At 71.1% G+C, this 22,551-nt stretch carries 27 protein-coding genes and 1 pseudogene; 15 read left to right on the forward strand and 13 right to left on the reverse strand.

What is annotated here, in order from left to right; translation table 11 throughout:
- The first annotated feature begins 3 nt into the window (after window positions 1-3).
- From paaI to paaE, 6 genes are all read left to right on the forward strand, one after another.
- Complete coding sequence (paaI, locus tag DT073_RS04345; protein ID WP_124292276.1) at window positions 4-393, forward strand: hydroxyphenylacetyl-CoA thioesterase PaaI; 390 nt, start codon at window positions 4-6, stop codon at window positions 391-393.
- Between the two features lie 151 nt (window positions 394-544).
- Window positions 545-1,501, forward strand: a complete 957-nt coding sequence (paaA, locus tag DT073_RS04350; RefSeq protein WP_124292277.1) for a 1,2-phenylacetyl-CoA epoxidase subunit PaaA — start codon at window positions 545-547, stop codon at window positions 1,499-1,501.
- Entirely contained in the window at window positions 1,501-1,806 is a 306-nt protein-coding gene (gene paaB / locus DT073_RS04355) for a 1,2-phenylacetyl-CoA epoxidase subunit PaaB (RefSeq protein ID WP_124292278.1), read from the forward strand. The genes paaA and paaB overlap by 1 nt, the downstream gene beginning before the upstream one ends.
- Window positions 1,803-2,657 (forward strand): 1,2-phenylacetyl-CoA epoxidase subunit PaaC, encoded by an 855-nt coding sequence (gene paaC / locus DT073_RS04360; protein WP_502697159.1) that lies wholly within the window; start codon window positions 1,803-1,805, stop codon window positions 2,655-2,657. The genes paaB and paaC overlap by 4 nt, the downstream gene beginning before the upstream one ends.
- Window positions 2,651-3,169 (forward strand): 1,2-phenylacetyl-CoA epoxidase subunit PaaD, encoded by a 519-nt coding sequence (gene paaD, locus DT073_RS04365; RefSeq protein ID WP_124292279.1) that lies wholly within the window; start codon window positions 2,651-2,653, stop codon window positions 3,167-3,169. The genes paaC and paaD overlap by 7 nt, the downstream gene beginning before the upstream one ends.
- Before the next feature lie 13 nt (window positions 3,170-3,182).
- Complete coding sequence (paaE, locus tag DT073_RS04370; protein ID WP_124292280.1) at window positions 3,183-4,340, forward strand: 1,2-phenylacetyl-CoA epoxidase subunit PaaE; 1,158 nt, start codon at window positions 3,183-3,185, stop codon at window positions 4,338-4,340.
- A 174-nt stretch (window positions 4,341-4,514) separates the two neighbouring features.
- On the opposite strand, the gene DT073_RS04375 is transcribed toward paaE, so the two are convergent.
- A complete protein-coding gene (locus DT073_RS04375) occupies window positions 4,515-5,510 on the reverse strand; it encodes an ROK family protein (protein ID WP_124292281.1) in 996 nt (331 codons plus the stop codon).
- 52 nt (window positions 5,511-5,562) lie between these two features.
- Between DT073_RS04375 and DT073_RS04380 the strand changes: the two genes are divergently transcribed.
- From DT073_RS04380 to DT073_RS16045, 3 genes and pseudogenes are all read left to right on the forward strand, one after another.
- Window positions 5,563-6,198 carry an NAD(P)-dependent oxidoreductase gene (locus DT073_RS04380; RefSeq protein ID WP_124292282.1) on the forward strand — a complete coding sequence of 212 codons (636 nt, stop codon included), beginning with the start codon at window positions 5,563-5,565 and terminating at the stop codon, window positions 6,196-6,198.
- On the forward strand, window positions 6,195-6,629 hold the full coding sequence (locus DT073_RS04385; RefSeq protein WP_164478143.1) for a MarR family winged helix-turn-helix transcriptional regulator: 435 nt from the start codon (window positions 6,195-6,197) through the stop codon (window positions 6,627-6,629). The genes DT073_RS04380 and DT073_RS04385 overlap by 4 nt, the downstream gene beginning before the upstream one ends.
- A pseudogene (locus tag DT073_RS16045) lies at window positions 6,520-7,311 on the forward strand (NmrA family NAD(P)-binding protein); the annotation flags it as partial. The gene DT073_RS04385 and the pseudogene DT073_RS16045, both read left to right, overlap by 110 nt.
- 84 nt (window positions 7,312-7,395) lie before the next feature.
- Here the strand turns inward: DT073_RS16045 and DT073_RS04395 are convergent.
- Window positions 7,396-8,436 carry an SDR family NAD(P)-dependent oxidoreductase gene (locus DT073_RS04395; protein WP_124292285.1) on the reverse strand — a complete coding sequence of 347 codons (1,041 nt, stop codon included), beginning with the start codon at window positions 8,434-8,436 and terminating at the stop codon, window positions 7,396-7,398.
- 50 nt (window positions 8,437-8,486) lie between these two features.
- Here DT073_RS04395 and DT073_RS04400 point away from each other — a divergent pair, with 50 nt between their 5' ends.
- The gene (locus DT073_RS04400; protein ID WP_124292286.1) at window positions 8,487-9,062 is read left to right on the forward strand and encodes a TetR family transcriptional regulator; all 576 of its coding nucleotides are present in this window, start codon (window positions 8,487-8,489) and stop codon (window positions 9,060-9,062) included.
- Window positions 9,063-9,100: 38 nt separating this feature from the next.
- Here DT073_RS04400 and DT073_RS04405 read toward each other — a convergent pair whose 3' ends face one another.
- Entirely contained in the window at window positions 9,101-9,589 is a 489-nt protein-coding gene (locus DT073_RS04405) for a YdeI/OmpD-associated family protein (protein WP_124292287.1), read from the reverse strand.
- 87 nt (window positions 9,590-9,676) lie between these two features.
- Here DT073_RS04405 and DT073_RS04410 point away from each other — a divergent pair, with 87 nt between their 5' ends.
- Both DT073_RS04410 and DT073_RS04415 read left to right on the forward strand, forming a co-directional pair.
- Complete coding sequence (locus DT073_RS04410; protein WP_124292288.1) at window positions 9,677-10,762, forward strand: hypothetical protein; 1,086 nt, start codon at window positions 9,677-9,679, stop codon at window positions 10,760-10,762.
- Window positions 10,763-10,890: 128 nt separating this feature from the next.
- On the forward strand, window positions 10,891-11,883 hold the full coding sequence (locus DT073_RS04415) for an NADP-dependent oxidoreductase (protein ID WP_124292289.1): 993 nt from the start codon (window positions 10,891-10,893) through the stop codon (window positions 11,881-11,883).
- A gap of 6 nt (window positions 11,884-11,889) precedes the next feature.
- On the opposite strand, the gene DT073_RS04420 is transcribed toward DT073_RS04415, so the two are convergent.
- Window positions 11,890-12,321 (reverse strand): GIY-YIG nuclease family protein, encoded by a 432-nt coding sequence (locus DT073_RS04420; protein WP_124294346.1) that lies wholly within the window; start codon window positions 12,319-12,321, stop codon window positions 11,890-11,892.
- A 70-nt stretch (window positions 12,322-12,391) separates the two neighbouring features.
- Here DT073_RS04420 and DT073_RS04425 point away from each other — a divergent pair, with 70 nt between their 5' ends.
- Window positions 12,392-13,294, forward strand: a complete 903-nt coding sequence (locus DT073_RS04425) for a putative endonuclease domain-containing protein (protein WP_124292290.1) — start codon at window positions 12,392-12,394, stop codon at window positions 13,292-13,294.
- A 9-nt stretch (window positions 13,295-13,303) separates the two neighbouring features.
- Here DT073_RS04425 and DT073_RS04430 read toward each other — a convergent pair whose 3' ends face one another.
- The 5 genes from DT073_RS04430 to DT073_RS04450 form a co-directional block, all read right to left on the reverse strand.
- On the reverse strand, window positions 13,304-13,654 hold the full coding sequence (locus DT073_RS04430; RefSeq protein ID WP_124292291.1) for a UBP-type zinc finger domain-containing protein: 351 nt from the start codon (window positions 13,652-13,654) through the stop codon (window positions 13,304-13,306).
- Window positions 13,655-13,684: 30 nt separating this feature from the next.
- Complete coding sequence (locus DT073_RS04435; protein ID WP_124292292.1) at window positions 13,685-15,325, reverse strand: FAD-dependent oxidoreductase; 1,641 nt, start codon at window positions 15,323-15,325, stop codon at window positions 13,685-13,687.
- Between the two features lie 10 nt (window positions 15,326-15,335).
- The gene (locus tag DT073_RS04440; RefSeq protein WP_124292293.1) at window positions 15,336-15,554 is read right to left on the reverse strand and encodes a hypothetical protein; all 219 of its coding nucleotides are present in this window, start codon (window positions 15,552-15,554) and stop codon (window positions 15,336-15,338) included.
- 93 nt (window positions 15,555-15,647) lie between these two features.
- Entirely contained in the window at window positions 15,648-16,103 is a 456-nt protein-coding gene (locus DT073_RS04445; protein WP_124292294.1) for a CinA family protein, read from the reverse strand.
- Window positions 16,103-16,537 carry a hypothetical protein gene (locus DT073_RS04450; protein WP_124292295.1) on the reverse strand — a complete coding sequence of 145 codons (435 nt, stop codon included), beginning with the start codon at window positions 16,535-16,537 and terminating at the stop codon, window positions 16,103-16,105. Before DT073_RS04450 ends, DT073_RS04445 begins: the two co-directional genes overlap by 1 nt.
- A 215-nt stretch (window positions 16,538-16,752) precedes the next feature.
- Between DT073_RS04450 and DT073_RS04455 the strand changes: the two genes are divergently transcribed.
- Together DT073_RS04455 and DT073_RS04460 are read left to right on the forward strand one after the other, a co-directional pair.
- Window positions 16,753-17,037 carry a hypothetical protein gene (locus tag DT073_RS04455; RefSeq protein WP_124292296.1) on the forward strand — a complete coding sequence of 95 codons (285 nt, stop codon included), beginning with the start codon at window positions 16,753-16,755 and terminating at the stop codon, window positions 17,035-17,037.
- A gap of 127 nt (window positions 17,038-17,164) precedes the next feature.
- A complete protein-coding gene (locus DT073_RS04460) occupies window positions 17,165-17,506 on the forward strand; it encodes a DUF7882 family protein (RefSeq protein ID WP_124292297.1) in 342 nt (113 codons plus the stop codon).
- 144 nt (window positions 17,507-17,650) lie between these two features.
- On the opposite strand, the gene DT073_RS04465 is transcribed toward DT073_RS04460, so the two are convergent.
- From DT073_RS04465 to DT073_RS04480, 4 genes are all read right to left on the reverse strand, one after another.
- Window positions 17,651-18,004, reverse strand: a complete 354-nt coding sequence (locus DT073_RS04465) for a DUF7882 family protein (RefSeq protein WP_124292298.1) — start codon at window positions 18,002-18,004, stop codon at window positions 17,651-17,653.
- 283 nt (window positions 18,005-18,287) lie between these two features.
- A complete protein-coding gene (locus DT073_RS04470) occupies window positions 18,288-20,564 on the reverse strand; it encodes a beta-xylosidase/alpha-l-arabinosidase (protein WP_124294347.1) in 2,277 nt (758 codons plus the stop codon).
- 94 nt (window positions 20,565-20,658) lie between these two features.
- A complete protein-coding gene (locus tag DT073_RS04475) occupies window positions 20,659-21,531 on the reverse strand; it encodes a carbohydrate ABC transporter permease (RefSeq protein ID WP_124294348.1) in 873 nt (290 codons plus the stop codon).
- Between the two features lie 5 nt (window positions 21,532-21,536).
- Complete coding sequence (locus DT073_RS04480) at window positions 21,537-22,550, reverse strand: carbohydrate ABC transporter permease (RefSeq protein ID WP_124292299.1); 1,014 nt, start codon at window positions 22,548-22,550, stop codon at window positions 21,537-21,539.
- Window position 22,551: the final 1 nt, after the last annotated feature.

The raw sequence follows: 22,551 nt of genomic DNA on the forward strand, positions 1-22,551 counted from the left end.
CGGATGCTCGAGAACGATCGCACGTTCCACGCGTTCGGCATGGAGGTGATCGTCGACGAGCCGGGGCGGGCGGTCATCCGGATGCCGGTGCGCGACGACATGGCGAACGGCTTCGGCATCACCCACGGCGGGGTGGTGTTCGCCCTCGCCGATACCGCGTTCGCCGTCGCGTGCAACGACCCGGACGGGCCGGTCACGGTGTCGGTCGGTGCTGACATCGTGTTCTTCCGCTCCACGCGGCCGGGTGATGTCCTGACCGCGGAGGCGCATCACCGGGTGACGCGGGGGAGGACCGGGCTCTTCGACGTGACGGTGACCGACGCCGAGGGCGCGGTGGTCGCGGAGTTCCGCGGGCACGCCCGCCGCACCGATCGGCGTCTCGACGACGGCTGACGCTCGTCCCGCGGCATCCGCTCGCCTGTCACGTTGTGCGGTCGGGCGGAGCCGATCGCGACAGGCGAGCGGTGACTGTGTGGCGGCTGGTTGCCGTCGAGGAGGCGGCGGCCTAGAATTACTGAACGAGCGGTCTGTAAAGGAGTCGACGATGACGGACCTCACCGCCGAGGAGGCGCACTTCGATGCGCTCATCGCCGCCGATCAGCGCATCGAGCCCCGTGACTGGATGCCCGACGCGTACCGGCGCACCCTCATTCGGCAGATCTCACAGCATGCCCATTCCGAGATCATCGGCATGCAGCCCGAGGGCGGCTGGATCACGCGGGCTCCGAGCCTGAAGCGCAAGGCGATCCTGCTGGCCAAGGTGCAGGATGAGGCGGGCCACGGCCTCTACCTCTACTCCGCCGCCCAGACTCTCGGCATCACGCGCGACGAGATGACCCAGCAGCTCATCGACGGCAAAGCCAAGTACTCCTCGATCTTCAACTACCCCGCACCCACCTGGGCCGACATGGGCGCCATCGGCTGGCTCGTGGACGGTGCGGCGATCTGCAACCAGGTGCCGCTGTGTCGCGCGTCGTACGGGCCCTACGGGCGGGCGATGGTGCGCATCTGCAAGGAGGAGTCGTTCCACCAGCGGCAGGGTTTCGAGATCCTCCTCACCCTCATGCAGGGCACCACCGCGCAGCGGCAGATGGCGCAGGACGCGGTGAACCGCTGGTACTGGCCGTCGCTGATGATGTTCGGCCCGCCCGACGACGCCTCGCCGAACTCGGCGCAGTCGATGGCGTGGAAGATCAAGCGGTTCTCGAACGACGACCTGCGTCAGCGCTTCATCGGGATGCTGGTGCCGCAGGCCGAGATCCTGGGGGTGACCCTCCCCGATCCCGAGCTGCGGTGGGACGAGGAGGCGCAGCGCTGGCAGACGGGCGAGCTCGACTGGGACGAGTTCCGCGAGGTGCTCGCCGGCCGGGGCCCGCTCAACGCCGAGCGGCTGCGTCACCGGAAGGCGGCGCACGACGACGGCGCGTGGGTGCGCGAGGCGGCGGCGGCCTATGCGCAGAAGCGCGAGGCTCAGACGGCGACTGAGCGGGCGGTGGCGTGATGCCGACCCCGGGATCGTCCGACCGCGAGAGCTGGCCGATGTTCGAGGTGTTCGTCCGCTCCGGGCGGGGCCTCAGCCACGTTCACGTCGGGTCGCTCCACGCGCCCGATCCCGAGCTGGCGCTGCGGAACGCCCGCGACCTCTACACGCGCCGGGGTGAGGGCACATCGGTCTGGGTGGTCCCGGCCGAGGCGATCACCACCAGCGACCCCGACGCGAAGGGCGCGTTCTTCGAGTCGTCGTCGGGGAAGAACTTCCGCCACGCGTCGTACTACACAGCTTCTGAGGGGGTGCCGCACCTGTGACCGGTCCCCAGGCCAGCGTCGACGCGCACCCGCACGTCGAGCCCCATCCCCACGTCGACGTGGTCGAGCACGAGCTCGCCGCTGAGATGCTCGGCGACGATGCGGCGCCTGCCACGCGCGACGTTGCCGAGTACGCCCTGTGGCTGGGCGATGACGCCCTGATCCTCTCGCAGCAGCTCATGCAGTGGGTCGCGCGGGCTCCCGAACTGGAAGAAGATGTGGCGCTGGCCAACATCGCGCTCGATCAGCTCGGCCATGCACGCTCGCTCCTCCGCTACGCCGGCACCGCCGACGGGCGCAGCGAAGACGATCTGGCGTTCTGGCGCGACGACCTGCAGTTCCGGGCGGCGTGGCTCTTCTGCCAGCCCAACGGGGATTTCGCGCACACGATCGTCCGGCAGCTCGTCGCCGCGACCTTCCAGTTCGCCCTGTACTCCGCCCTGCAGTCCTCGGCCGACGCGACCTTCGCGGCGATCGCCGCCAAGGCGGTGAAGGAGGTCGAGTACCACCGCGACCACGCCGTGCAGTGGACGCTCCGGCTCGCCGGCGGCACCGACGAATCGCGGCGGCGCATGATCGTGGCCGTCGCGGATATCTGGCCGTATGTCGACGAGCTCTTCCGCGACGAACCCGTGATCGACCGCCTCGAGGGCATCGCGGTGCGGCCGTCGGCGCTGCGCGCCGAGGTCGATCGGGTGCTCGACGCGGTGTTCGCCGAGGCCGAGCTCACCCGCCCCGGCGTCGCGCCGTCGAGCGGAGGCGGACGCCGTGGCATCCCGTTCCCCGCTCTCGGCGGGATCCTCGCCGAGATGCAGGTCCTCGCCCGCGCGCACCCGGGGGCGACATGGTGAGCGTCCGCGACACCGCAGGCACCCGCCCCGCGCCCGATCTCGACGCCGCCCGGCGCATCGCCGGCGCGGTCGCCGACCCCGAGGTGCCGGTGCTGACGATCGCCGACCTCGGCATTCTCCGCGACGTCGCGGTCGACGGCGACACGGTGACGGTGACGCTCACCCCGACCTACTCCGGATGCCCCGCGGTCGACGCGATCCGAGACGACGTCGTGCTGGCCCTCACCCGCGCGGGCTTCGCCCGCGTCGACGTGCGCCTGACGCTCGCCCCCGCGTGGACGACCGACTGGATGAGCGAGGACGGCAAGGCGAAGCTCCGGGCCTACGGCATCGCCCCGCCGACGGGCCGCGCCGCGGCGCGCGGCCCCATCCCCGTCACGCTCGGCGTGGCGTGCCCCCGCTGCGGGACGCTGCACACCCGCGAGGTGTCGCGGTTCGGGTCGACGGCGTGCAAGGCGTTGTACGAATGCCAGGAGTGCGGCGAGCCCTTCGATCACTTCAAGGTGCACTGAGGAGCGTCCCCCCGTGAGTACCGCACGGGCGACCGACGAGGTCGCCGAAACCCTCCTCGCCAACGCCCGCGGCGGAGGATCTCGCCGTCGCGCCCGCTTCCACACCCTCGAAGTGAGTGGGGTGCGTCGGCTCACCGACGACGCGGTCGAGGTGACCTTCGCGGTGCCGCCCGAGCTCGACGACGAGTACGCGTTCCTCCCCGGCCAGCACGTCGCTCTGCGCGCACACCTCGACGGCGACGAACTGCGACGGTCGTACTCGCTGTGTCGGCCGCCGGCACCCGGATCGATCAGCGTGGCGATCAAGCGCGACGCTGGCGGCCGGTTCTCCACCTGGGCGCAGACGGGTCTCCAGCCGGGAGAGCGCATCGACGTGATGAGTCCGCAGGGCTCTTTCACCTCCTCGCTCGCCGACCTCGATGGTGCCCACGTCGCCGGGATCGCCGCGGGGTCGGGCATCACCCCGCTCATGGCGCTGGCCACCGCGGTGCTCGGCCGGTCGACCTCGTCGCGGTTCACCCTGGTGTACGCCAACCGTTCGTCGGCCGACGTCATGTTCCTCGACGACCTCGCCGACCTGAAAGACCGCTACCCGACCCGACTCGCGGTGCACCACGTCTTCTCCCGGGAGGAGCGGACGGCGCCGCTCCTGTCAGGACGCCTCGATGACGAGCGCATCCGGGGGATCTTCTCCCGTGTCGTCCTCCCCGACACCGTGGACGAGTGGTTCCTGTGTGGACCGCTGGAGTTGGTCGACCGGTGCCGCACGGCACTGACGGATGCCGGGGTGCCGCGCGACCGCGTGCGCTTCGAGCTGTTCACGACCGGCGTCGATGGTTCCTTGGAATCGGCGGTCGCGCCGCCCCCGCGTCCGCGGGCCGACGAGCCGGTGCACCGCATCGACCTGCGCCTCGACGGGCAGAGTGCGAGCGTCGCCTCGCCGGTCCATGCGCGCGAGACGGTCCTCGCCGCGGCACTGCGGGTGCGGCCTGATGCGCCGTATTCGTGCTCTGGGGGCGTGTGCGGCACCTGTCGTGCGCGCCTCGTCGACGGTGCGGTCACGATGGACGAGAACTACGCGCTCGAGCCCGACGAGATCGCCGCGGGGTACATCCTCACCTGCCAGTCGCGGCCCACGACCGAGCGGGTGGTCGTCGACTACGACGTGTGACGTCGCGCCCCGCGGCGCGGCTGCGCCCCGTTCATCCGTCGCGCCCCGCGGCGGGGCAGCGGCTCGTTCATCCGTCGCAGATGTACGCCTTTGGGGCCTCAAAACGTACATATCCGACGGATGAAAGGTGGGAGGGGTCGGGTTGCGCGGCGCGGGCGGCCTGGTGCGGCAGCGTCAGAGCAGGTCGGCGCGGGCGCGCAGCGCCGCGGCGCCGAGGAGCGGCCCGTCCGCCGACAGGCCCGAGGGCCGGACCATGACCGGCCGGGTGCGGGGGAGCGCGCTCCACCGGATGACGGCGGCATCGACGAGGTCGAGATAGTCGGTGCGCACGCGTGAGAATCCGCCGCCGATCGCCACGACCTCGAGGTCGACCAGGGCGGACACGCTCGCGATCGCCTGTCCCACGGCCTCGGCAGAACGCCGGGTGGCCGTGTCGGCGACCGGGTCGCCGGCGGCCACGGCGGCCGCCAGGTCTTCTCCGGTCTCGCCCCGCCAGCCGTGACGGCGGGCCCAGGCTACGGTCGCGGGGCCGGACGCCGTCTCCTCCAGCGTCGTCCCCTCGCTCCCTGCGGGCTCGACACCCGCATCCCGGGCACCTGCTGCGCGCTCGCCCCCGGCGCCCGCACCCGCGTCCCCCGCGCGCCAGGGGTCCACGACGTGGAGCTGACCGACGTGTCCGGCGTTGCCCGTCGTCCCCGACAGTAGCCGCCCGTCGACGATGAGTCCGCCGCCGACGCCGGTCGAGACGACCATGCCGAGCGACGTGGCAGCTCCTCGCGTCGCACCGAGCCAGTGCTCGGCGAGGGCGATGCACGTGCCGTCGAGCCGCAGGGTCGCGGGCGCACCCGCGGCGCTCTCGACCAGGTCGCGCAGGGGGAACTCGCGGATCTCCGGCAGGTTGAGCGGGCTGACGGTGCCCCGGCCGAGGTCGATCGGGCCGGCAGCGCCGACACCCGCGCCGGCGACCGGGGCCGGCGCGCTCGCGAGCGCCGCGGTGACGAGCGACCGGATGACACGTGTGAGCGCGTCGGCACTGATCGCGCGGCCCGTCGCCTGCCGGTGCCGCGAGCCGGGCATCACCGCTCCGCGTCCCCGCTCGTCGACCATGACCAGGGCCGCCTCGGCTTTCGTGCCGCCGAGATCCACGGCCAGGAACACGTCGTTCGTCACGGCTCACACGTTATCGCGCCCCGCATCTGCTTTAGTCGCTAAAGTAAAAACCATGACCACCATCGCCCTCTTCGGCGCGACCGGCAAGACCGGGCGACGCGTGCTCGACCGCGCGCTCGCCGCCGGTCACACCGTCCGCGCCCTTGTCCGAGACCCCCATGCGCTCCTCGTGACCTCCCCGCGCCTGACCGTCGTCCCCGGCGACGTCCGCGACCCCGCCGCGGTCGCCGAGACCGTGCGGGGAGCGGATGTCGTCCTGAGCCTGTTCGGACAGGTGAAGGGCTCGCCCCCCACCCTGCAGACCGACGGCACCCGCGTGATCGTCGAGGCGATGCGCGAGGCCGGCGTGACCCGCATCGTCACGCTTTCGGGCGGGGGGCTCCGCGACGAGGAGCACGATCGTCCGAAGACGGCGGACCGCGTCATCCGATTCCTCTTGAAGACGCTCTCGGGTCCCGTCCTCGCCGACGCGGAAGGTCACCTCGCGGTGCTGCGCGCGTCGGGCCTGGACTGGACCGTGGTGCGCGGTCCGCGCCTCACCGAGAAGCCCGGCGTGGGCACGTATCGCGTCGGATGGGTCGGCGTGAACGCCAGCACCCAGATCAGCCGCGACGACCTCGCCGACTTCCTCCTCACACAGATCGACGACCGCACCTTCGTCGGGTCGATGCCGTTCGTGAGCGCATGAGGACGGATGACCGCGACGCGGCCATCGGCAGGGTGCTCGAAGGAGTCGTCTCGGCCCGCCGGCTGCTCGGCGACGCCCGGCGGCGACCCTTCGCCTCGCTGATGCTCACGAGCTCGCAGCTGGAGGCGCTCTTCGTCCTGACCCACGCGGCGCAGCCGGTCACCCCGAGCGCACTGGCCCAGCGGCTCGGGGTGACCGCCGGCGCGGTCACCCAGCTCCTCGACGGCCTGAAGCGAGCGGGTCTGGTGGAGCAGCTGGCTCACCCGGAGGACGCGCGCTCCCGTGTCATCCGACTGACGGCGTCCGCGCGCGACGAGGTCGATGTCTTCGAGGCCGGAGTGGTCGCCGAGATGCGACCCCATTTCGCGGATCTCTCGGCGGCCGAGCTGGACCAGCTCGCCGCTCTGCTCGGGCGGGTGGGTCGTGAGTGACGCCGGAGCCGGCGCGGTCCTCGTGACGGGCGCGACCGGAACGGTCGGGTCGTCGGTCGTCGCCGAACTGCGCGCCCGCGGCGTGACCGTGATCGCCGCCGTGCGGGATCCCTCGACGCCGGCGGCGCGGGCGCTCGGCGTGCCGCTCCGCCCGTTCGACTTCGACCGCTCCGCGAGCCGCGCCGCGGAGGCGATGAAGGGTGTCGACCGGCTCTTCCTCCTGCGGCCCCCGCCGATCGCCGATGTCGCGACCCACCTCTTCCCGGTGATCGACGCCAGCCGCGCTCGCGGGGTGCGCCAGGTCGTCTTCCTCTCGCTCCAGGGCGTCCAGTTCAATCGCCGCACCCCGCATCACGCGGTGGAGGCGTACCTGAGACGGACCCGGACCCCGTCGACGTTCCTGCGCCCGAACTTCTTCATGCAGAACCTCTCCTCGGTCCGCGCGGCCGAGATCCGCGACGACGACGAGGTCTTCGTCCCCGCGGGGCGATCGCGTACGGCCTTCATCGATGCCCGCGACATCGGCCGGGTCGCCGCGCGCGTCTTCACCGAGCCCGGCCATATCGGCAAGGCGTACACGCTCTCGGGTGAGCAGTCCCTGGGCTATCGCCGCGTCGCGCAGATCCTCGGCGACGTGCTGGGCAGGCCGATCCGCTATGCGCGCCCGAAAGAGGAGGTCTACCTCGAGCGTCTGCGCCGGAACGGCGCACCGCAGGAGTACCTCGCTGTGCAGCGGATGATCTACCGCATCGTGCGCGCGAACGTCTCAGCGCTGCCCAACCGGACGGTGCGTCGACTCACCGGGCGTCCCGCCACCACCTTCCGGCAGTTCGCGATCGATCATCGGGATGTCTGGATGCCCGACGGGGTCGGTGGCAGCCTCCAGCCAGGCCCAGAGGCGTGATTGGCGGCCGGCGTCGAAGGTGACCGCCTCGGCGCGGGTCTCGCGACCGATCTCGATGTAGGCGTCATTCCTGTCGCCGTGCCGGTCGCCGAGGGCGAGAGCGACGGCGTGGCGGGCGGTACCTCGCGGTGTCGTCGCCCCCGGGAGGACCGACATCGCCGGCATGACGTTGCGCCACACCCAGTCCATGTAGGCGGGCATGCCGCGCACGAGACCCGTGCCCGCGACGAGCCCGGGGTCGTAGACGTTGAGGCGCTGTGCCGAGGCGCCCAACCGCGCCGCCCACGGGTGCGCGAGGGTGACGAGCGCCAGCTTGCTCGTCGCGTAGGCGATGCCGCCGCGCTCGCGTTCGATGCGGAACGCTCCACGGGGTGTGTCATCGGTGAGGGCGAGCTCGGCCGGCTCCTGCCAGACGGGGTCGGGGACGAGCCCGAAAGACCGGCGCTTGCCGCGGTGGGTGGAGGAGCCGGCGAGGACGACGTGGCCCCCGGGACCGAGGAGCGGCTGGAGTCCTCGCAGCAGGGCGTGCTGGGCGATCACGTTGATCGCGAACGTCAGCTCGTACCCCTGGGCGCTCGTCTGACGGCGATCCAGGAACTGCCCGCCGGCGTTGAGCATGGCCACATCGATCGGGGAGAGCTCTCCCGTGCGGATGAGCTCGGTGACCTCCTGGAGCGCCGAGCGGACGGAGTCGAGGTCGGCGAGATCGAGAAGGATGCCGCGGGCGTCGGCGCCCGCGTCGCGCGACGTCGCCACGGCCTCGTCGAGCGCGAGCGGGTCGCGCGCGAGGAGCACGAGGCGAGGGCGCGCGGGGTGGACGAGAAGGCGCTCGAGCAGGGCTCGGCCGATGCCCCGGGTCGGTCCGGTCAGCAGAACGGTGGGCGTGATGTCACTTTGTGTCATAGCGGTAGGATAGGCGATGTCACAATGTGACGCAAGGGTAGAGTGGGCGCATGCCGCGTTGGCCGGAGGATTCCCGCGAGCGACTCGTGGACGCCGCGATCTCGCTCTTCGTCGAGCGCGGCTTCGCCGCGACGACGGTGGAGCAGATCGCCACGGCGGCGGGGGTCACGCCGCGCACGTTCTTCCGGCACTTCGGTGACAAGGAGGAGGTGCTGTTCACCGAGGAGGACGAGCTGCTTCCCCTTCTGCTCGGCGCGATCGCATCGCTCGAGCCGCCGTTCCGCGCCGACGAGCTGATGCGCCACGCGCTCGGCACGCTGGCCGACAGGATGGAGCCGGAGCGGACGCGCCTGCGCGAACGGCACGCGATCATCAAGACCGACGTCGCCCTCACCGGTCGCGAGCTCGCCAAACAGGCCGCATGGCAGCCGCAGATCGCTGCGGCCATCGCCGCGCGCGGCTACACCGGGGCTGACGCAGAGCTGCTCGCGGCCATCGGGTTCGCCCTGTACCGGACCGCCTTCGTCGGCTGGCTCGAGGACGACGCACGCGAGCCGCTGCGCGACCGGGTGGACAGGGCGCTCCCGTCGGCGCGGACCGTGATGGACCTCGCGATCCCGGGCTGAGTGCCGGCTGCCCGGCGAGGGCGGTGCGCGCGAACGGTTCAGAGGGAGCGCAGCAGCGCCTCGATCCGACGGGCGCGCGTGGCTGCCGTGCCCGCGCCGTCGACGGGCACGAGCTGACGGCGGCGGGTGGCCGGGGGCTGCAGATCCCATCGCTCCCGCAGCCCGGCGGCGGCGAGCGCCTCGGCGAGGTCGTCGGGCACCGGGACCTCGTCGGGGTCGACCGGCGCGAGCCACCCGGTGACGGGGTCGCCGGTCTCCAGGCGCAGCCGGCGCAGCAGGGAGGATCCGGCCCAGACGAAGGTGTCGTCGATCACCGGGGCGCGGGTCAGCGCCAGGTTCACCGCGACATCCTCCAGCCGCCCGGCGACCCGTCGAGTCGCCGCCTCCTCCGCGGCGGCGACGAGGGAGGCGGGCACCCGCAGCACGGTGTAGCGCGACCGTCCCCACACCATCGGCTCGATGAACCCCGTCACCTCGTGCGGGTCACCCAGTAGCGGCCACGACTCGCTCACGTCATCCTCCGTCATCGCTCGCACGGTCGGCGCACCCGGACTCTACCGGCCGAGACGACGCGGCGGTACGGTGACCTCACCCACCTCGTCGAAGGGGATGTCGTGACATCGTCCGCCGCTGAGCACATCCCCGTCACCGCGACCGCCCGCGTGCGGGTCGAGAGCGAGGCGTTCTACGCCTTCGCGGCAGCCGCCGCGTCCGGCGGCGCGTTGGGCCTTCTTCTCGGATGGTTCGGGCCGCCCCGGCCCCTTGCCGGTGAGGGCTCTTTCGGGTGGATCTCCGCGGCGGCGTGCGCGGTGACGGCGATCGCCGCCGCGGGAGTCGGCTACGGGCGTGCCCGGAAGACCCGCGGAGACGAGGGGCGGCTGGTACTGCCGTCGTGGCGATTCGGCGTCAACTTGGTGGCGGTGTCGCTCGTGCATGCCGGACTTGCGGCGCTGGCGGCCCTCGCCGTCTTCCTCGTCCTCAGCGCGGGGATGATCGGCTGGCAGGTCGAACCGTTCTGGTCGGCCGTGCTGATGGGCGCGGCGACGGGTATCACCGCCTATCTTGTGTACCTGTCCGCTTCCGGGATGACGACGCGGCGGATGTCTTCGCTGCTGCTGGCGTTCGTCGTAGTCGGCACCCTCACGGCCATGGTGTCGACCCCCGACCCCGACTGGTGGGAGATCCACTTCAGCCACCTCGGCACCTTCTGGCACCTTTCGAGCGTCGTGTTCAACGGCCCCCTGATCGTCGGCGGACTGCTCGTCACGGCATTCGCCGTCTACGTCGCCCACGACCTGGCAGCGGTGGCGGCGTCCGGGGGACTCGACCCGAGAGCGCGCTGGCGCGTGGTGCCGACGCTCTTCGTCATCATGGGCCTCATGCTCGCGGGCGTCGGAGCTGTCCCGGTGAATCTCAGTCTGCTGATCCACAACCTCTGCGCGATGGGGCTGGCGGCGATGTTCCTGGGCCTTCTGGCCGGAGGACGCTGGCTCATGCGGGGCTTGCCCCGCGCCTACTTCCGGTCGGCGGGGCTGTTCCTCATCGCGTTGCTGGTCTCGGTGGTGCTGTTCGTCACCGGCTACTTCGCCCTCACGGCTTTCGAGATCATCGTCTTCGCCCTGATCTTCGGCTGGATCGCTGTCTTCATCCGGTTCCTCACCGCCGATCGACCGACGGATGCGGTCGACGCGCTGGCGTGAACGGGGCCGACGCCGGGGATTCGGGCGGACGATGCATCCGTTCTGGCCGTTCGGACCGAATACCTCTGTGACGCGGACGATGGTGTCCGCCGAGCCGCCCGGCTCGGCGACGGTGGAAGGGGACCGGCATGGCGAAGAAGCTGACGGAAGCGACGGTCGTCGAGTACGACCGCACAGGCGATGCCGACGTTCTGGAGGTGCGTACCACCGAGCTCCGACCGCCGGGCCGCGGGGAGGTCACCGTGGAGATCATCACCGCGGGCATCAGCCACATCGACGGCTTCATCCGCAGTGGCCGAGAGGACGCATTCGCGAACGATCCGTTCCCGCGTCGCTCGGGGAGCGATTTCGCCGGCACGATCATCGCGGTCGGTGAGGACGTCCAGGGCTTCTCCAGGGGGATGGACGTCGTGGGGCACGTCCGCGCGGGAGCCCACGCCTCGGCGATCACGGTGCCGACGTCGGTTCTGGTGAAGAAGCCGCGCACCGTGTCGTGGGAGGCCGCCGGTGGACTCTTCCTCGCCGGAGCGACGGCCCTCGACATCCTCGACCAGGTGCGTGTCGGCGAGGGCGACACCGTCGTCGTGTCGGCTGCGGCCGGCGGCGTCGGCAGCATCGAGGCGCAGATCGCGCGATACCGCGGGGCGACGGTCATCGGCACGTGCGGTGAGCGCAACTTCGATTACCTGCGACAGCTCGGCATCAAGCCGGTGCTCTACGGGCCGGGCATCGCCGACCGCATCCGCAAGGCGGCGGGAAAGCCCATCACCGCGATGATCGACAACTTCGGGCAGGACGGTCGCGCGCTCGCCGAGGATCTGGAGGTCTCCCCCTCGCGCTACCGCTCGAGCGAAGACCGTCGAGACGCCGAGGTGCGGTTGCTGCAGGACGACCCCGAGTCGGTCGCCCAGGCGACGTCACTCCTCGAACGGGTGGCCCAGCTCGCCGAGAAGCGCGCCTTCACCCTTCTGGTGTCGGGGCTCTACGCGCTCGGAGACGTGGCCGAGGCCTACGCCGATCTCGGCAAACTGCACGCCCGCGGGAAGGTCGTGCTCGCCACGCGACCGGTCACGACGGTGCGCACGCTCAAGGCCCGGGATGTCTGGGAGGCGGCGGGCTGAGAGCCGTCACAGCCGCTCCCGGTGCGCGCTGCTGACCCATCGGGCGTATGAGCCCCACGGATCGACGCTGCCGGGAAGGGCGCCGATGTGCGCGAGGAGGTCGGGCGCGGAGGTGAACCATTCGCCCCCTTCACGCAGGTGGGCGAACAGGTCGTGCCGTGAGCGCTCGACGGTGCGGTCGCCGGGTTCGAAGGCGAGCAGCTCGTCGTGCCTGATCGCGCGGAGGCGCGCGCGAGGCTCACGTGTGGTGCCGATCTTCACCCTCTCGGCGTACCCGAGGTAGTACACGACGTCGATCCGAGGCGGCGGGAGATCCGGATCGGGGACATCGCCGACGCGCCAGTCGCACACGGAGCAGAACCACTCGCCGTTCCGGCGATCGCCCCGACGCGCGCCGCACAGCACGCACGGCCCCGGCATCACCCGCCTGATCCCCATGGCGACACGGTACGTCACGTCTCCGACACCACAGCCGGCCGTGTCGGATGCCCACGCTAGGTTCGCCGCCATGGCCGAGAGGGTGGAGCTGTGGTGGGCGAGGCGGCAGTTCTCGCGGGGCGCCGAGGTGCCGTACCCGCTCGGCACCTACCGCGAGGCGTGGGCCGCCTACCCGGCCGTCGCGCGCCAGTACCACCCCGACCTCAACGCCGGGATCGCGCTGTCGCAGATCCCTCCGGCCGCCGATGTGCTGCTGCGGTGGCAGTGCGACGCCGGACACCTCTTCGCCGCCACCCCGGCCGAGCAGCGCAGTCGCCCGGGGCGTGTGCGCCGGCGGTCGGCCTGGTGTCCCGAGTGCCTCGATGCGGCGACGGGGCGTGGCGCCTTCCCCGCACTGGCGCTGCCGCCGAAGGGCGTCGAGACCGCTCCGCCATCGCCCGCGTCGCCGCTCGCGGCGCCCGCCCACAGCCCGGCATCACGTCCGCGGCGACCCCGCACGCGGCCCCGCCGCATCTGCGAGAAGACTCCCGACCTGCCCCCAGGCACCTCGTTCGCCAGCGCGTGTGCACCGAAGCCCGCGTCGGCGGCGGAGGCATTGCTGCACGAACGACTGTTCGGCGCGCTCGCGGTGACGCGAGGTCACACCGCGGTCCGCGTCTCGCGCCCCTTCTTCGAGCACCGCGAAGTCTGGCCCGACCTCGTCCTGCCCGAGCTGCGCATCGCCGTCGAGTACGACACGATCGGCCGGTTCGGCCTGGAGCACGTGGGCGCCCGCGAAGACTCCGACCGGCGCAAGGACCGACTCCTCCGTGAGGCCGGGTGGGAGGTCGTGCGCCTGCGCAGCGGCAAGCTCGAGAAGCTGGGGCCCCATGATCTGCAGATCACCACGGCGGGCCCGCGGACCGTGGGACTGCTGCTCGACGCGTTCCGCGGCATCCGGGGTTCTCTCCTCATCGATGCCTACGCGACGTGAGCAGTCGTGTCATCGGTCCTGGAGGATCTGCCTCCAGTTCAGTGGAACGCGACCCCGCGGCCCGGGTGCCGGCTGGTCGTCGGGATGACTGCGAGGCGGCGCCAGCGCGGGCCCGTCGACGATCCGCTCGTCGACATAGTCCCAGAACCAGTCTTCGCCCGGTTCGAAGCTCTGGATGACGCGGTGCCCCGTCTGGCGGAAGTGGTCCGTCGCATGACGGCCGAGCGAGTCGTCGCAGCATCCGACGTGACCGCAGGCCGCGCACCGCCGCAGGTGCACCCACCAACCGTCGTGCGTCAGGCACTCCGCGCACCCGTCGCCGCTCGGGGGAGCCTCGGGATCGATGACTGTCTCACTCATGGGTTCCCTCTTTGTCGAACGATGGCACGGTCATCCCGCCAGAGCACGGTGCACCGAGGCGACGGCGCTGGATCCCTCTCCGACCGCCGCCGCGACACGCTTCATCGAGCCGCGCCGCACGTCTCCGGCGGCGAAGATGCGGGGGAGCGAGGTCTCGAACGGGAGCGGCTCGCGCCCCATCGCCTGCCACCGCGTCAGCGACTGCACGGTGATGTCGGTGCCCGTGCGGACGAAGCCGTCGTCGTCGCGGTCGAGGTCGGGGAGCCAACCGGTCGCGGGGTCGGCGCCGATGAAGCAGAACAGGCCGCGCGCATCGACCTCACCCACGCTGTCGATCGCGACCCTGCGCAGTCCGCGGTCGCCCTCGAGCCCGACGATGTGCGACCGGGTGTGAACCTGGACGCGCGGGTCGTCGGTGAGACGGTCGACGAGGTAGCTCGACATGCGCGCCGAGAGGTCGTCTCCGCGCACGACGAGGTGCACGGGGCATCCGTTCGATGACAGATACAGCGCCGCCTGCCCGGCGGAATTCGCCCCGCCCACCACGACCACGGGCGATGCGGCCACCTGGCGCAGCTCGAGCGGGGTCGCGGCGTAGTAGATGCCCGACCGCTCGAAATCCTCCCAGCGGTCCAACTGGAGCCGGCGGTAGCTGGCACCGGAGGTGACGATCGTGCTGCGCGTGCGGATGCGCCGCCCGTCGGCGAGGGTCACGTCGAGGTCGTCGCCGTGTCGCTCGATGGCGATGGCTTCGCAGGGTGCGTAGACCCGCACGCCGAATTTCAGTGCCTGGAGCGTCGCCTGGCCGATCAGATCGCTGCCGCTGACCCCGAACGGAAAACCGAGGAAGTTCTCGATCCGTGACGTCGACGCCGCCTGCCCACCCGGCGCGACGGCATCGAGGAGCACGGTTTCGAGACCCTCCGAGGCGCCGTAGATCGCGGCCGCGAGGCCTGCCGGACCGCCGCCGACGACCACGAGGTCGACCACCTCGTCGGCCTGCCCCTGGTAGCTGAGTCCGAGGCGGTCCGCCACGATGCCCGGGGTCGCTCGGACGATCGGCTCACCCTGGATGAAGGCGACGGGAAGGTCGTCCGCCGTGAAGGCGGTCTTGCCCGACGACCCGGCTAGGTGAACGTCGTGATCGGTCACCGCGTGCGCGGCGTGGATCAGGTCGATGCGCTCGGCGAATCGGCGGAGCGCGAGGAACTCACTCGACCCTTCGCGTCCGAGGAACTTCAGCGTCCACGCCGCCGACCCGCGCCGGAGGCTCTCGCGGCGGGCCCAGAGGGCGTGCAGGATGATGTCGCACAGCTCGTCGTCTTCGTTCATGATCCGACGCAGCTGAGACCGGGGGAGGACATACATCCGCCCCGCCTCGACCACGCGCGCGGAGAGGAACGCCGCCTGCCCGTTGAGCAGTCCGAGCTCGCCGACGATCGAGCCGGGACCGAGCCTGGCGAGGATCTCCTCTTCCGCCCAGGCGAGCGCGTCGCGCACGATCTCCACCTCGCCGGTGGCGACCAGGATCATGGGATAGTCGCGCTCACCCGAGCGGAAGACGTCGTCGCCGGCGGCGACATCCCGCGGCTCGGCGGCGGACGTGAGGCGCTCCCACTGGGAGTCGGTCAGCGTCGGTGATTGGACAGGGTCGAGATTCGGACCGGCCATGCCCAGAAGGCTACTCAGCCGACGCGCCGGCGCGAGGGGCCTGCGGCTCCCCGCGTGACGCCTGCAGCGAACGGATGAGGATCCGTGCGTCGGAGGAGCCGTGGCCGGCGACCGGTGCGCGCGACAGCAAGACAGCCCACCCCGCGGGGGTGCCCTCGTTCCCCGCGAGGGTGCCCTCGTTCCCCGCGAAGGCGCGCTCGTTCCCCGCGAAGGCGCGCTCGACAGCCACCCGGGGGCGGCAGCACACGTATCGCCCTCTCAATGGAGTGCACCGTCGCGTAAGGGAAGTGCACCCTCGGTGGGAGGGAGTGCACCGTCGGGGTCAGGTGAGGCGCTCCAGGAAGACCTCGAGTGCCGCGTCGACGCTCGCCTCGAGCACCTTGAGGGGGTCATCGGCGTCGAGCTCCAGCATCCGGTGGCCGGTGCCGGAGTCATCCGCCCACCCGACGTAGACGGTGCCGGGAGGGTGCCCATCCGACGGCTGCGGACCGCCCACGCCCGTCACAGAGACGGCGACGTCGGCGACGATCAGCTGCTCCACGCCGCGGGCGAGATGCTCGGCGCACTCGGGCGAACAGGGGTCGGTACCCGGTTCGAGCCCGAGAACGCGCTCCTTCACATCGAGCGCGTAGCAGACCACACCCCCGGCGAACCACTCCTGCGCCGACTCGCCCTTCCCGATCGTCGAGGCGAGCAGGCCGCACGTCAGCGATTCGGCCACGGCAAGCCGTGCCCCGCGATCCTGGGCGCGCTGCGCGAGCGCCTCGACGGCGTCCATCAGGAGTGGACGCCCGGAGCGGTGTCGTCGTCCGACGGGCTCTCCACCTCTCTGACCAGGGCGTCGAGGTCGACGTCGTCATCGAGTCCGGCATCGCCGAGGCGACGGGAGAGGATGTCGCGGAGCTGGTCTTCACGGGCGTTGCCCAGTTGGATGTCGGCCCGGGTCTGCACGAGGATGCCCCGCACCTCTTCGCTCAGCGTCGTGGCGTTCTGATCCTCGACGGGGGCGTCCTGCGTGCCGACCCCGTCGGATTCTCCGCCGCGGGGGCCGACGCCGGCGATGTCGTTCTGGCTCGACGCCTCGGCGTCGGTGGAACCCGTCCCCTCCGGGGCGACCGCCGGCGCCGCGCCGGAGTCGGCCCCGCCGCCGCCGGCGGGCGTCGGGCTCACGGATGCTGCCTGGTCGTCGTCGTACGGGTGGTTCGAGGTCATGTGGTGTTCCCTTCCCGGGGAGCGGTGCCGTCGATGGACGATACCGCGGCTGTCGCCCAGCCTGGCGCGCCGGAGCTCGGTTCACACCCGCTTGACGGCCCCGGGGCGGCGGGGTGGCGCCGGGAGGCGGAGCAGCAGAAGCGGTCCGATGCCCGCTGTCAAGGGTCTGGGCGACGCCGCTCCTCCGGGCGCACCATCGACACGAGGTGAAAGCCATGTACAACCTCAGCGAAAGGTTCTTCGAGTTCACGCCGGCGTCGGGTGACTCGTGGCAGCTCCGCGATCGGGTCCTGCCCGACGGTGACCCCCGCGGCGTGATCGCGATCGTGACGCGCGTCGCGTTCGGAGTCGATGTGATCTGGGGCCGAGGCATCCGCGCACCCCACCACTTCGGCGGCCTCGACGACGTGCTGCGCACCGCCGTGGAGGTGCTGTCGTGCGGCAGCGGCGGACCACGCCGCCCGGTGCCGATCCCGCACCGTCGGCCCGCGCGCGGGTGACCCCTCCTTCCCCCGATCAGGGCAGGTGCGAGCTGGACGCCACTCATCCCCGCGACCGGCTCCGACGAGGATGAGCTCACGTCCGGCACGCCGCCGTTGCGGGCACCGGACTGACTAGGATCTGATCATGGGTAGGTTCATCTACGACACGATGGCGAACTCCGTTGACATCGAAGACCGGACGCTCGCTCACCTCCGGATCGTCGTGATGAACAAGCTCCGCCGGTCTGAGTCGTTCATGTTCGACGTCGAGATCGGCGACGGCAGCGGACGGCGCAGCTTCTGGATGCATCCGTCGGTGCCGATGCAGTTCCACTTCTTCGGCAGCCGGAATCCGCGCATCAACCGCCTCTGGATCGAAGAGCTCATGCTCGCCGCAAGCGGCCCGAACGGCCTGAGCATCTCGCCCGAGCCTGCGGAGGAAGAGAACCCGCCGAGCCCGGGTTCAGCTCCCCGCGGTCTCAGCTGACTCGTCGCGCCCGATCAACCTCGACCCGTCGAAGAACGCTGCGTCCGCGGCATCCGGACCGCATTTCTTGACGGATCGCGTGACGTCGGGGGCCTCGCGGGTCGGTGTGGGCGCCCGCGTGCGGTGGCGGCGCGGGCGAGCAGGTCAGCGGAGGGCGCGCAACTCGGCGATGTGCGCCGGGGTGTTCTCGTTCGAGGCGTCCATGTGCTCGGTGATCAAGGTGATGCCGCCGCTGGAGTTGGCCGAACCCACGAGCTCGTCGATCCACGCGCGGCTGATGGTCGGCTGCTCAGGTTCGTCGAAGACGAAGCGCAAGGGAATCGACGGGTGCAGCCAGATCGTGCTGCGCCCGGTCGGCTCGTCGTCCGGATGCCGCCACGAAACGGTGAAGCTCTCGTCGCGGCGGAGTTTCGTGGCGATGACGACCTTCAGGTGCGACAGTGCTCGGTCCTCGATGTGGATGGGGGTCGCCGAGCTCCCGTAGAAGATGGTGCCCATGCTCGGATCACGCCCGCCCGAGTGGCGCGACCGAGCGCTCGGGGGGAAGGAGCGGATTCGGTTCCGCCGGGTTCGGAGCGGTCGGTTCGTCCGGCGTCGGGACGAGAGGCTCCGAGGGGGTGGAGCCCGGTGTCTCCTCAGGAAGAGGGAGTGCAGCGAAAGTCATGACAACCTCCTTCACGCTCCACCCTGCGACGAACCGGGCCGTCAGCCCAGTGGGTTGACGGCCCGGCGTCGGAGGTATACCCGCGCGCCCGCGTGAGGGGACCCGACGTTCCGCCTGTCAGCGGACGCCGGCGGCCACGGAGGTCGGTGCCGTGCCGCGGGAGGTCGCCGCAGGCGTGACGCGGGCGGTCGCCATCCGCGGATCGCCCGCCCCGACGGGGTGGACCCCTCCGGTGATCTCGAGCGTCGTCGTCGTCTCGCGCTCGGCGACCGACGGTCCCACCCACAGGTGGATCGTGCCCGGCTCGACGATGCGGGTGAGGTCGCGTCCGCTGAAGGCGAGCCGCTGGGTGGGGACCTCGAACGTGACCGTCGCCGATTCACCGGGCTCGAGGGTCACCCGCTGGTAGGCGAGCAGCTGGGCCTGGGGCCTGGTGATCGTGGCGACGGGATCGTGGGCGTACAGCTGCACCACGTCGGTGCCGCTCCGCTCGCCCGCGTTGCGCACCGTGACCGTGGCCGTGAAGGTCCCGCCGGCGGCCACAGACCGATCGGCGGTGAGGTCTTCGCGGGCGAACGCGGTGTACCCGAGCCCGTGCCCGAACGGCAGGACGGGAGCGTTGGCGGCGCTGGTGACGTCGGAGGGTCCCCCCAGGAGCGGGTGCAGGTAGGTGTAGGGCTGCGCCCCGGCCGAGCGGGGGAGCGACACCGGCAGCCGGCCCGACGGGTTGACCGCGCCGGTGAGGACCGCCGCGAGCGCCGCGCCGCCCTCTTCCCCGGGGAAGAACGACTGCACGACGGCGGCAGGGCTGCGCTCGCCCTCGACCGCCCACGCGATGGCGTAGGGGCGCCCCGTGAGGAGCACCATCACGACCGGGGTGCCGGTGGCGACGACAGCCTCGACGAGCTCTCGCTGCAGGCCCGGAAGGTCGAGGGACTCGACGTCGTTGCCTTCGCCGACCGTGCCGCGGCCGAACAGGCCCGCGCGGTCGCCGACGACGATCACCGCGACGTCGCTCGCCGCGGCCCGCTCGACCGCCGACGCGATCCGCGACCGGTCGTCGCCCTCGACGTCGCAGCCGGGCTCGTGGGAGATCTCCGCGTCGGGGAGTGCGGAGCGCAGCGCCTCGAGCACCGTGGGGATCTCGAAGCCCATCGCGGTTCCGGGGTGGTGCGCGAGAACGTGGTTGGCGAACGAGTAGCAGCCCATGAGGGCTTCCGCGCTGTCGGCGTTGGGCCCGAGGACCGCGATCCGACGCGCATCGGGGCCGAGCGGCAGCATCCCGTCGTTGGTCAACAGCACCGTGCTCTCCTCGGCGAGCCGGCGGGCCACGCGGCGATGGGCGGGGCTGTCGAGGTCGATCTGCTGGGGCGGGGTGTCGAAATCGGCGTCGAGCAGACCCAGCTCCTCCTTCTGGGTGAGGACCCGCGTCACCGCCCGATCGATCACCGCCTCATCGAGGAGGCCGGAGCGCACGCGCTCGATCAGCGCGGGGTAGGCGTCGAGGGTGGGGAGCTCGACGTCGATACCGGCCTCGAGCGCGAGCTGCGCCGCCTCGCCGAGGTCGGCGGCGATCTGGTGCATGGTGTGGAGGAAGGCCACGGCGAAGTAGTCGGCGACCACGACGCCGTCGAAGCCCCACCGGTCGCGCAGCAGCTCGGTGAGGTACTCGGAGGACGCGGCGACGGGCACGCCGTCGATCTCGGCGTAGGAGTTCATCACCGAACGCACTCCGCCGTCGCGCACCGCCATCTCGAACGGCGGCAGGAAGACATCCGCCATCTCGCGAGGGCCCGCGTGCACGGGCGCGTGGTTGCGACCGGCCTGCGAGCCGGAGTAGCCGACGAAGTGCTTCAGGGTGGCGTGCACCCCCGCATCCTGCAGTCCCCGCACGTACGCCGTGCCGATCGTGCCGACGACGTAGGGGTCTTCGGCGATGCACTCGTCGACCCGGCCCCATCGCGGGTCGCGGATGACATCGAGCACCGGAGCAAGTCCCTGGTGGATGCCGAGCTCTCGCATCGATCCGCCGATGAGGCGGCCCATCTCGGCCACGAGGTCGGGGTCGAACGCCGCGCCCCACGCGAGCGGGGTGGGGAACGTCGCTGCCTGCCACGCGGCGAGACCAGTGAGACACTCCTCGTGCACGAGCGCGGGGATGCCCAGCCGGGTCTCACGCTGCAGCCGGCGCTGCTCGCTCCACAGCCACTCCGCCCGGGCGATGGGATCGACCGGGCGGGTGCCGTAGACGCGCGTGAAATGCCCGATGCCGTGCGTGACGGCGTCCTCGAACCGGGTGGAGGTCTTCATCTCGCCCGCGAGCGGGGCGACCACTTCATCACCCTGGTCGATCCAGAAGCCGACGAGCTGGCCGAGCTTCTCTTCGAGGGTCATGCGGCGGACGAGGTCCAGGACGCGCTCGGATGCCGAGAGGGCAGGAGGGAGTGTCACGATGCTGCTTTCTTCGATGTCGACGAGGAAGGAGGCGTCAGCCCTTGACGGCGCCGGTCAGTCCGCCGACGATGCGACGCTCGAACAGGCTGAAGAAGATCAGCGCGGGGAGCATCGACAGGGACGTGAACGCCAGCACCCGTGCGGTGTCGACGGAGTACTGCGAGGAGAACTGCTGCACACCCAGGGGGAGGGTGAAGGCCGCCTCGTTGTTCAGGATGAACAGGGGGAGCAGATAGGCGTTCCAGCTGCCGATGAAGGCGAGGATCGACACCGTGATGACCCCGGGCACGGCCAGGGGCAGCACCATGCGCCAGAAGAACGCCAAACGGCCGCAGCCGTCGATGTACGCCGCCTCCTGGATCTCATCGGGGATGGCACGCAGGAACGGCACCAGGATGATGATCGTCACCGGGAGCGCGAACGCGATCTGGGGCAGGATGACGCCCGGGAGGCTGTTCATCAGGCCGAGGTTGCGGATCACGATGTAGAGCGGCGTGATCGCTACGGTGATGGGGAACATCAGCCCTGCGGCGAAGAGGGCGTAGAGCGCGCCGCGTCCGCGGAAGCTGTAGCGCGCGATCACGTAGCTGGCCATGAGCCCGAGCGCGACGGCGCCGACGGTGGTCGCCAGGCCCACCAGGGTGGAGTTGCCGACCTGCGTCCAGAACTGCGGAGCCGTCAGGACGCTGGCGTAGTTCTCCCAGCGCCACTCGGTGGGGAGTCCGGCGGGGTTGACGGTGATCTCGGAGTTGCTGCGGAATCCTCCGATGATGATGTACAGCACCGGGCCGAGCATCATCCCGATGACGACGAGGGCGATGAAGTAGACGCTCGGCGGGCCCCACGGGAGCTTCTTCGCGGGAGCGCCCTTGTCGCGTCGCCCGGCGACGCGGGTGGTGATGGTCATGGTGCTCATCCGGCACCCCTTTCGGTGATCGCGCCGGCGGTGTCGCGTCGCAGCACGTAGCGCTGGTAGACCAGGGCGACGACCAGCGAGATGAGGAAGATGACGACGGCGACGGCGTTGCCGTAGCCGAAGTTCCCGGCGTTGCGGCCGGTGGCGACCATGTAGATGGCCATGGTGTTGGTGCCCGCCACGGATGCGACGTACTGACCCCAGATGATGTAGACGAGGTCGAACAGCTGCAGCGCGCCGATGATCGACAGGAACGCCCAGATGCGGACGGTGGGTCCGAGCAGCGGCAGGGTGATCCGCCGCTGGATCTGCCAGTATGACGCCCCGTCGATCGCGGCGGCCTCGTACAGCTCTTCCGGAATCGACTGCAGACCCGCGAGGAAGAGGATGACGGCGAAGCCGACGTACTTCCAGGTGAGGATCGCCATCAGGGTCCAGATCGCGATCGCCGGGTCGGAGAGCCAGTCGGCCGCGAGGAACCCGAGCCCGGCGTTCTCGAGGAAGCCGTTCAGTGCTCCGCGGGTGGCCAGCAGGAGGCTGAACCCGGTCCCGACGACGACCTCGGCGATGACGTAGGGGACGAAGATCAGCACGCGGATGACGGACTGGCCGCGCATCTTGCGGTTCAGCAGCAGGGCTAGGAGCAGCGCGACCGGTCCCTGCATCACCAGGGAGGCGATGACGATGAAGGCGTTGTGCCCGAGCGCGGCCTGGAAGTTCGGGTCACTGAAGATGACGAAGTAGTTCTGCAGGCCGACGAAGTCGGTGGCCGGGCCGAACCCCGACCAGCGGAAGAAGCCGTAGTAGGCCGCCATCACCACGGGGAGGATGACGAAGCCGACGAAGAAGGCGACGGCGGGGCCCACCATGAGGAGGACCTCGAGGCGGCCGGACCAGCCCAGGCCGCGCGGACGGCTCTTGTCCCGCCGCACGGACGGGGGCGGCGTGGCGCCGCCCCCGTCGTGCTGCGCGAGATCGGAGTCCGTGGCGGACATCTCGCGAACGGTCATG

The organism is Microbacterium sp. ABRD28, assembly GCF_003850245.1.
GTDB lineage: Bacteria > Actinomycetota > Actinomycetes > Actinomycetales > Microbacteriaceae > Microbacterium.

Bases quoted from the DNA above. Each gene is read 5' to 3' on its own strand.
- DT073_RS04475 (WP_124294348.1), bottom strand. From the start codon at position 21,531: ATGACCATCACCACCCGCGTCGCCGGGCGACGCGACAAGGGCGCTCCC.
- DT073_RS04470 (WP_124294347.1), bottom strand. From the start codon at position 20,564: ATGACCCTCGAAGAGAAGCTCGGCCAGCTCGTCGGCTTCTGGATCGAC.
- DT073_RS04400 (WP_124292286.1), top strand. From the start codon at position 8,487: ATGCCGCGTTGGCCGGAGGATTCCCGCGAGCGACTCGTGGACGCCGCG.
- DT073_RS04480 (WP_124292299.1), bottom strand. From the start codon at position 22,550: ATGACCGTTCGCGAGATGTCCGCCACGGACTCCGATCTCGCGCAGCAC.
- DT073_RS04380 (WP_124292282.1), top strand. From the start codon at position 5,563: ATGACCACCATCGCCCTCTTCGGCGCGACCGGCAAGACCGGGCGACGC.
- DT073_RS04450 (WP_124292295.1), bottom strand. From the start codon at position 16,537: ATGACCTCGAACCACCCGTACGACGACGACCAGGCAGCATCCGTGAGC.
- DT073_RS04415 (WP_124292289.1), top strand. From the start codon at position 10,891: ATGGCGAAGAAGCTGACGGAAGCGACGGTCGTCGAGTACGACCGCACA.
- paaD (WP_124292279.1), top strand. From the start codon at position 2,651: ATGGTGAGCGTCCGCGACACCGCAGGCACCCGCCCCGCGCCCGATCTC.
- DT073_RS04455 (WP_124292296.1), top strand. From the start codon at position 16,753: ATGTACAACCTCAGCGAAAGGTTCTTCGAGTTCACGCCGGCGTCGGGT.
- DT073_RS04465 (WP_124292298.1), bottom strand. From the start codon at position 18,004: ATGGGCACCATCTTCTACGGGAGCTCGGCGACCCCCATCCACATCGAG.
- DT073_RS04395 (WP_124292285.1), bottom strand. From the start codon at position 8,436: ATGACACAAAGTGACATCACGCCCACCGTTCTGCTGACCGGACCGACC.
- DT073_RS04420 (WP_124294346.1), bottom strand. From the start codon at position 12,321: ATGGGGATCAGGCGGGTGATGCCGGGGCCGTGCGTGCTGTGCGGCGCG.
- DT073_RS04385 (WP_164478143.1), top strand. From the start codon at position 6,195: ATGAGGACGGATGACCGCGACGCGGCCATCGGCAGGGTGCTCGAAGGA.
- DT073_RS04425 (WP_124292290.1), top strand. From the start codon at position 12,392: ATGGCCGAGAGGGTGGAGCTGTGGTGGGCGAGGCGGCAGTTCTCGCGG.
- DT073_RS04435 (WP_124292292.1), bottom strand. From the start codon at position 15,325: ATGGCCGGTCCGAATCTCGACCCTGTCCAATCACCGACGCTGACCGAC.
- DT073_RS04460 (WP_124292297.1), top strand. From the start codon at position 17,165: ATGGGTAGGTTCATCTACGACACGATGGCGAACTCCGTTGACATCGAA.
- paaI (WP_124292276.1), top strand. From the start codon at position 4: ATGCTCGAGAACGATCGCACGTTCCACGCGTTCGGCATGGAGGTGATC.
- DT073_RS04430 (WP_124292291.1), bottom strand. From the start codon at position 13,654: ATGAGTGAGACAGTCATCGATCCCGAGGCTCCCCCGAGCGGCGACGGG.
- DT073_RS04405 (WP_124292287.1), bottom strand. From the start codon at position 9,589: ATGACGGAGGATGACGTGAGCGAGTCGTGGCCGCTACTGGGTGACCCG.
- paaA (WP_124292277.1), top strand. From the start codon at position 545: ATGACGGACCTCACCGCCGAGGAGGCGCACTTCGATGCGCTCATCGCC.
- DT073_RS04445 (WP_124292294.1), bottom strand. From the start codon at position 16,103: ATGGACGCCGTCGAGGCGCTCGCGCAGCGCGCCCAGGATCGCGGGGCA.
- paaB (WP_124292278.1), top strand. From the start codon at position 1,501: ATGCCGACCCCGGGATCGTCCGACCGCGAGAGCTGGCCGATGTTCGAG.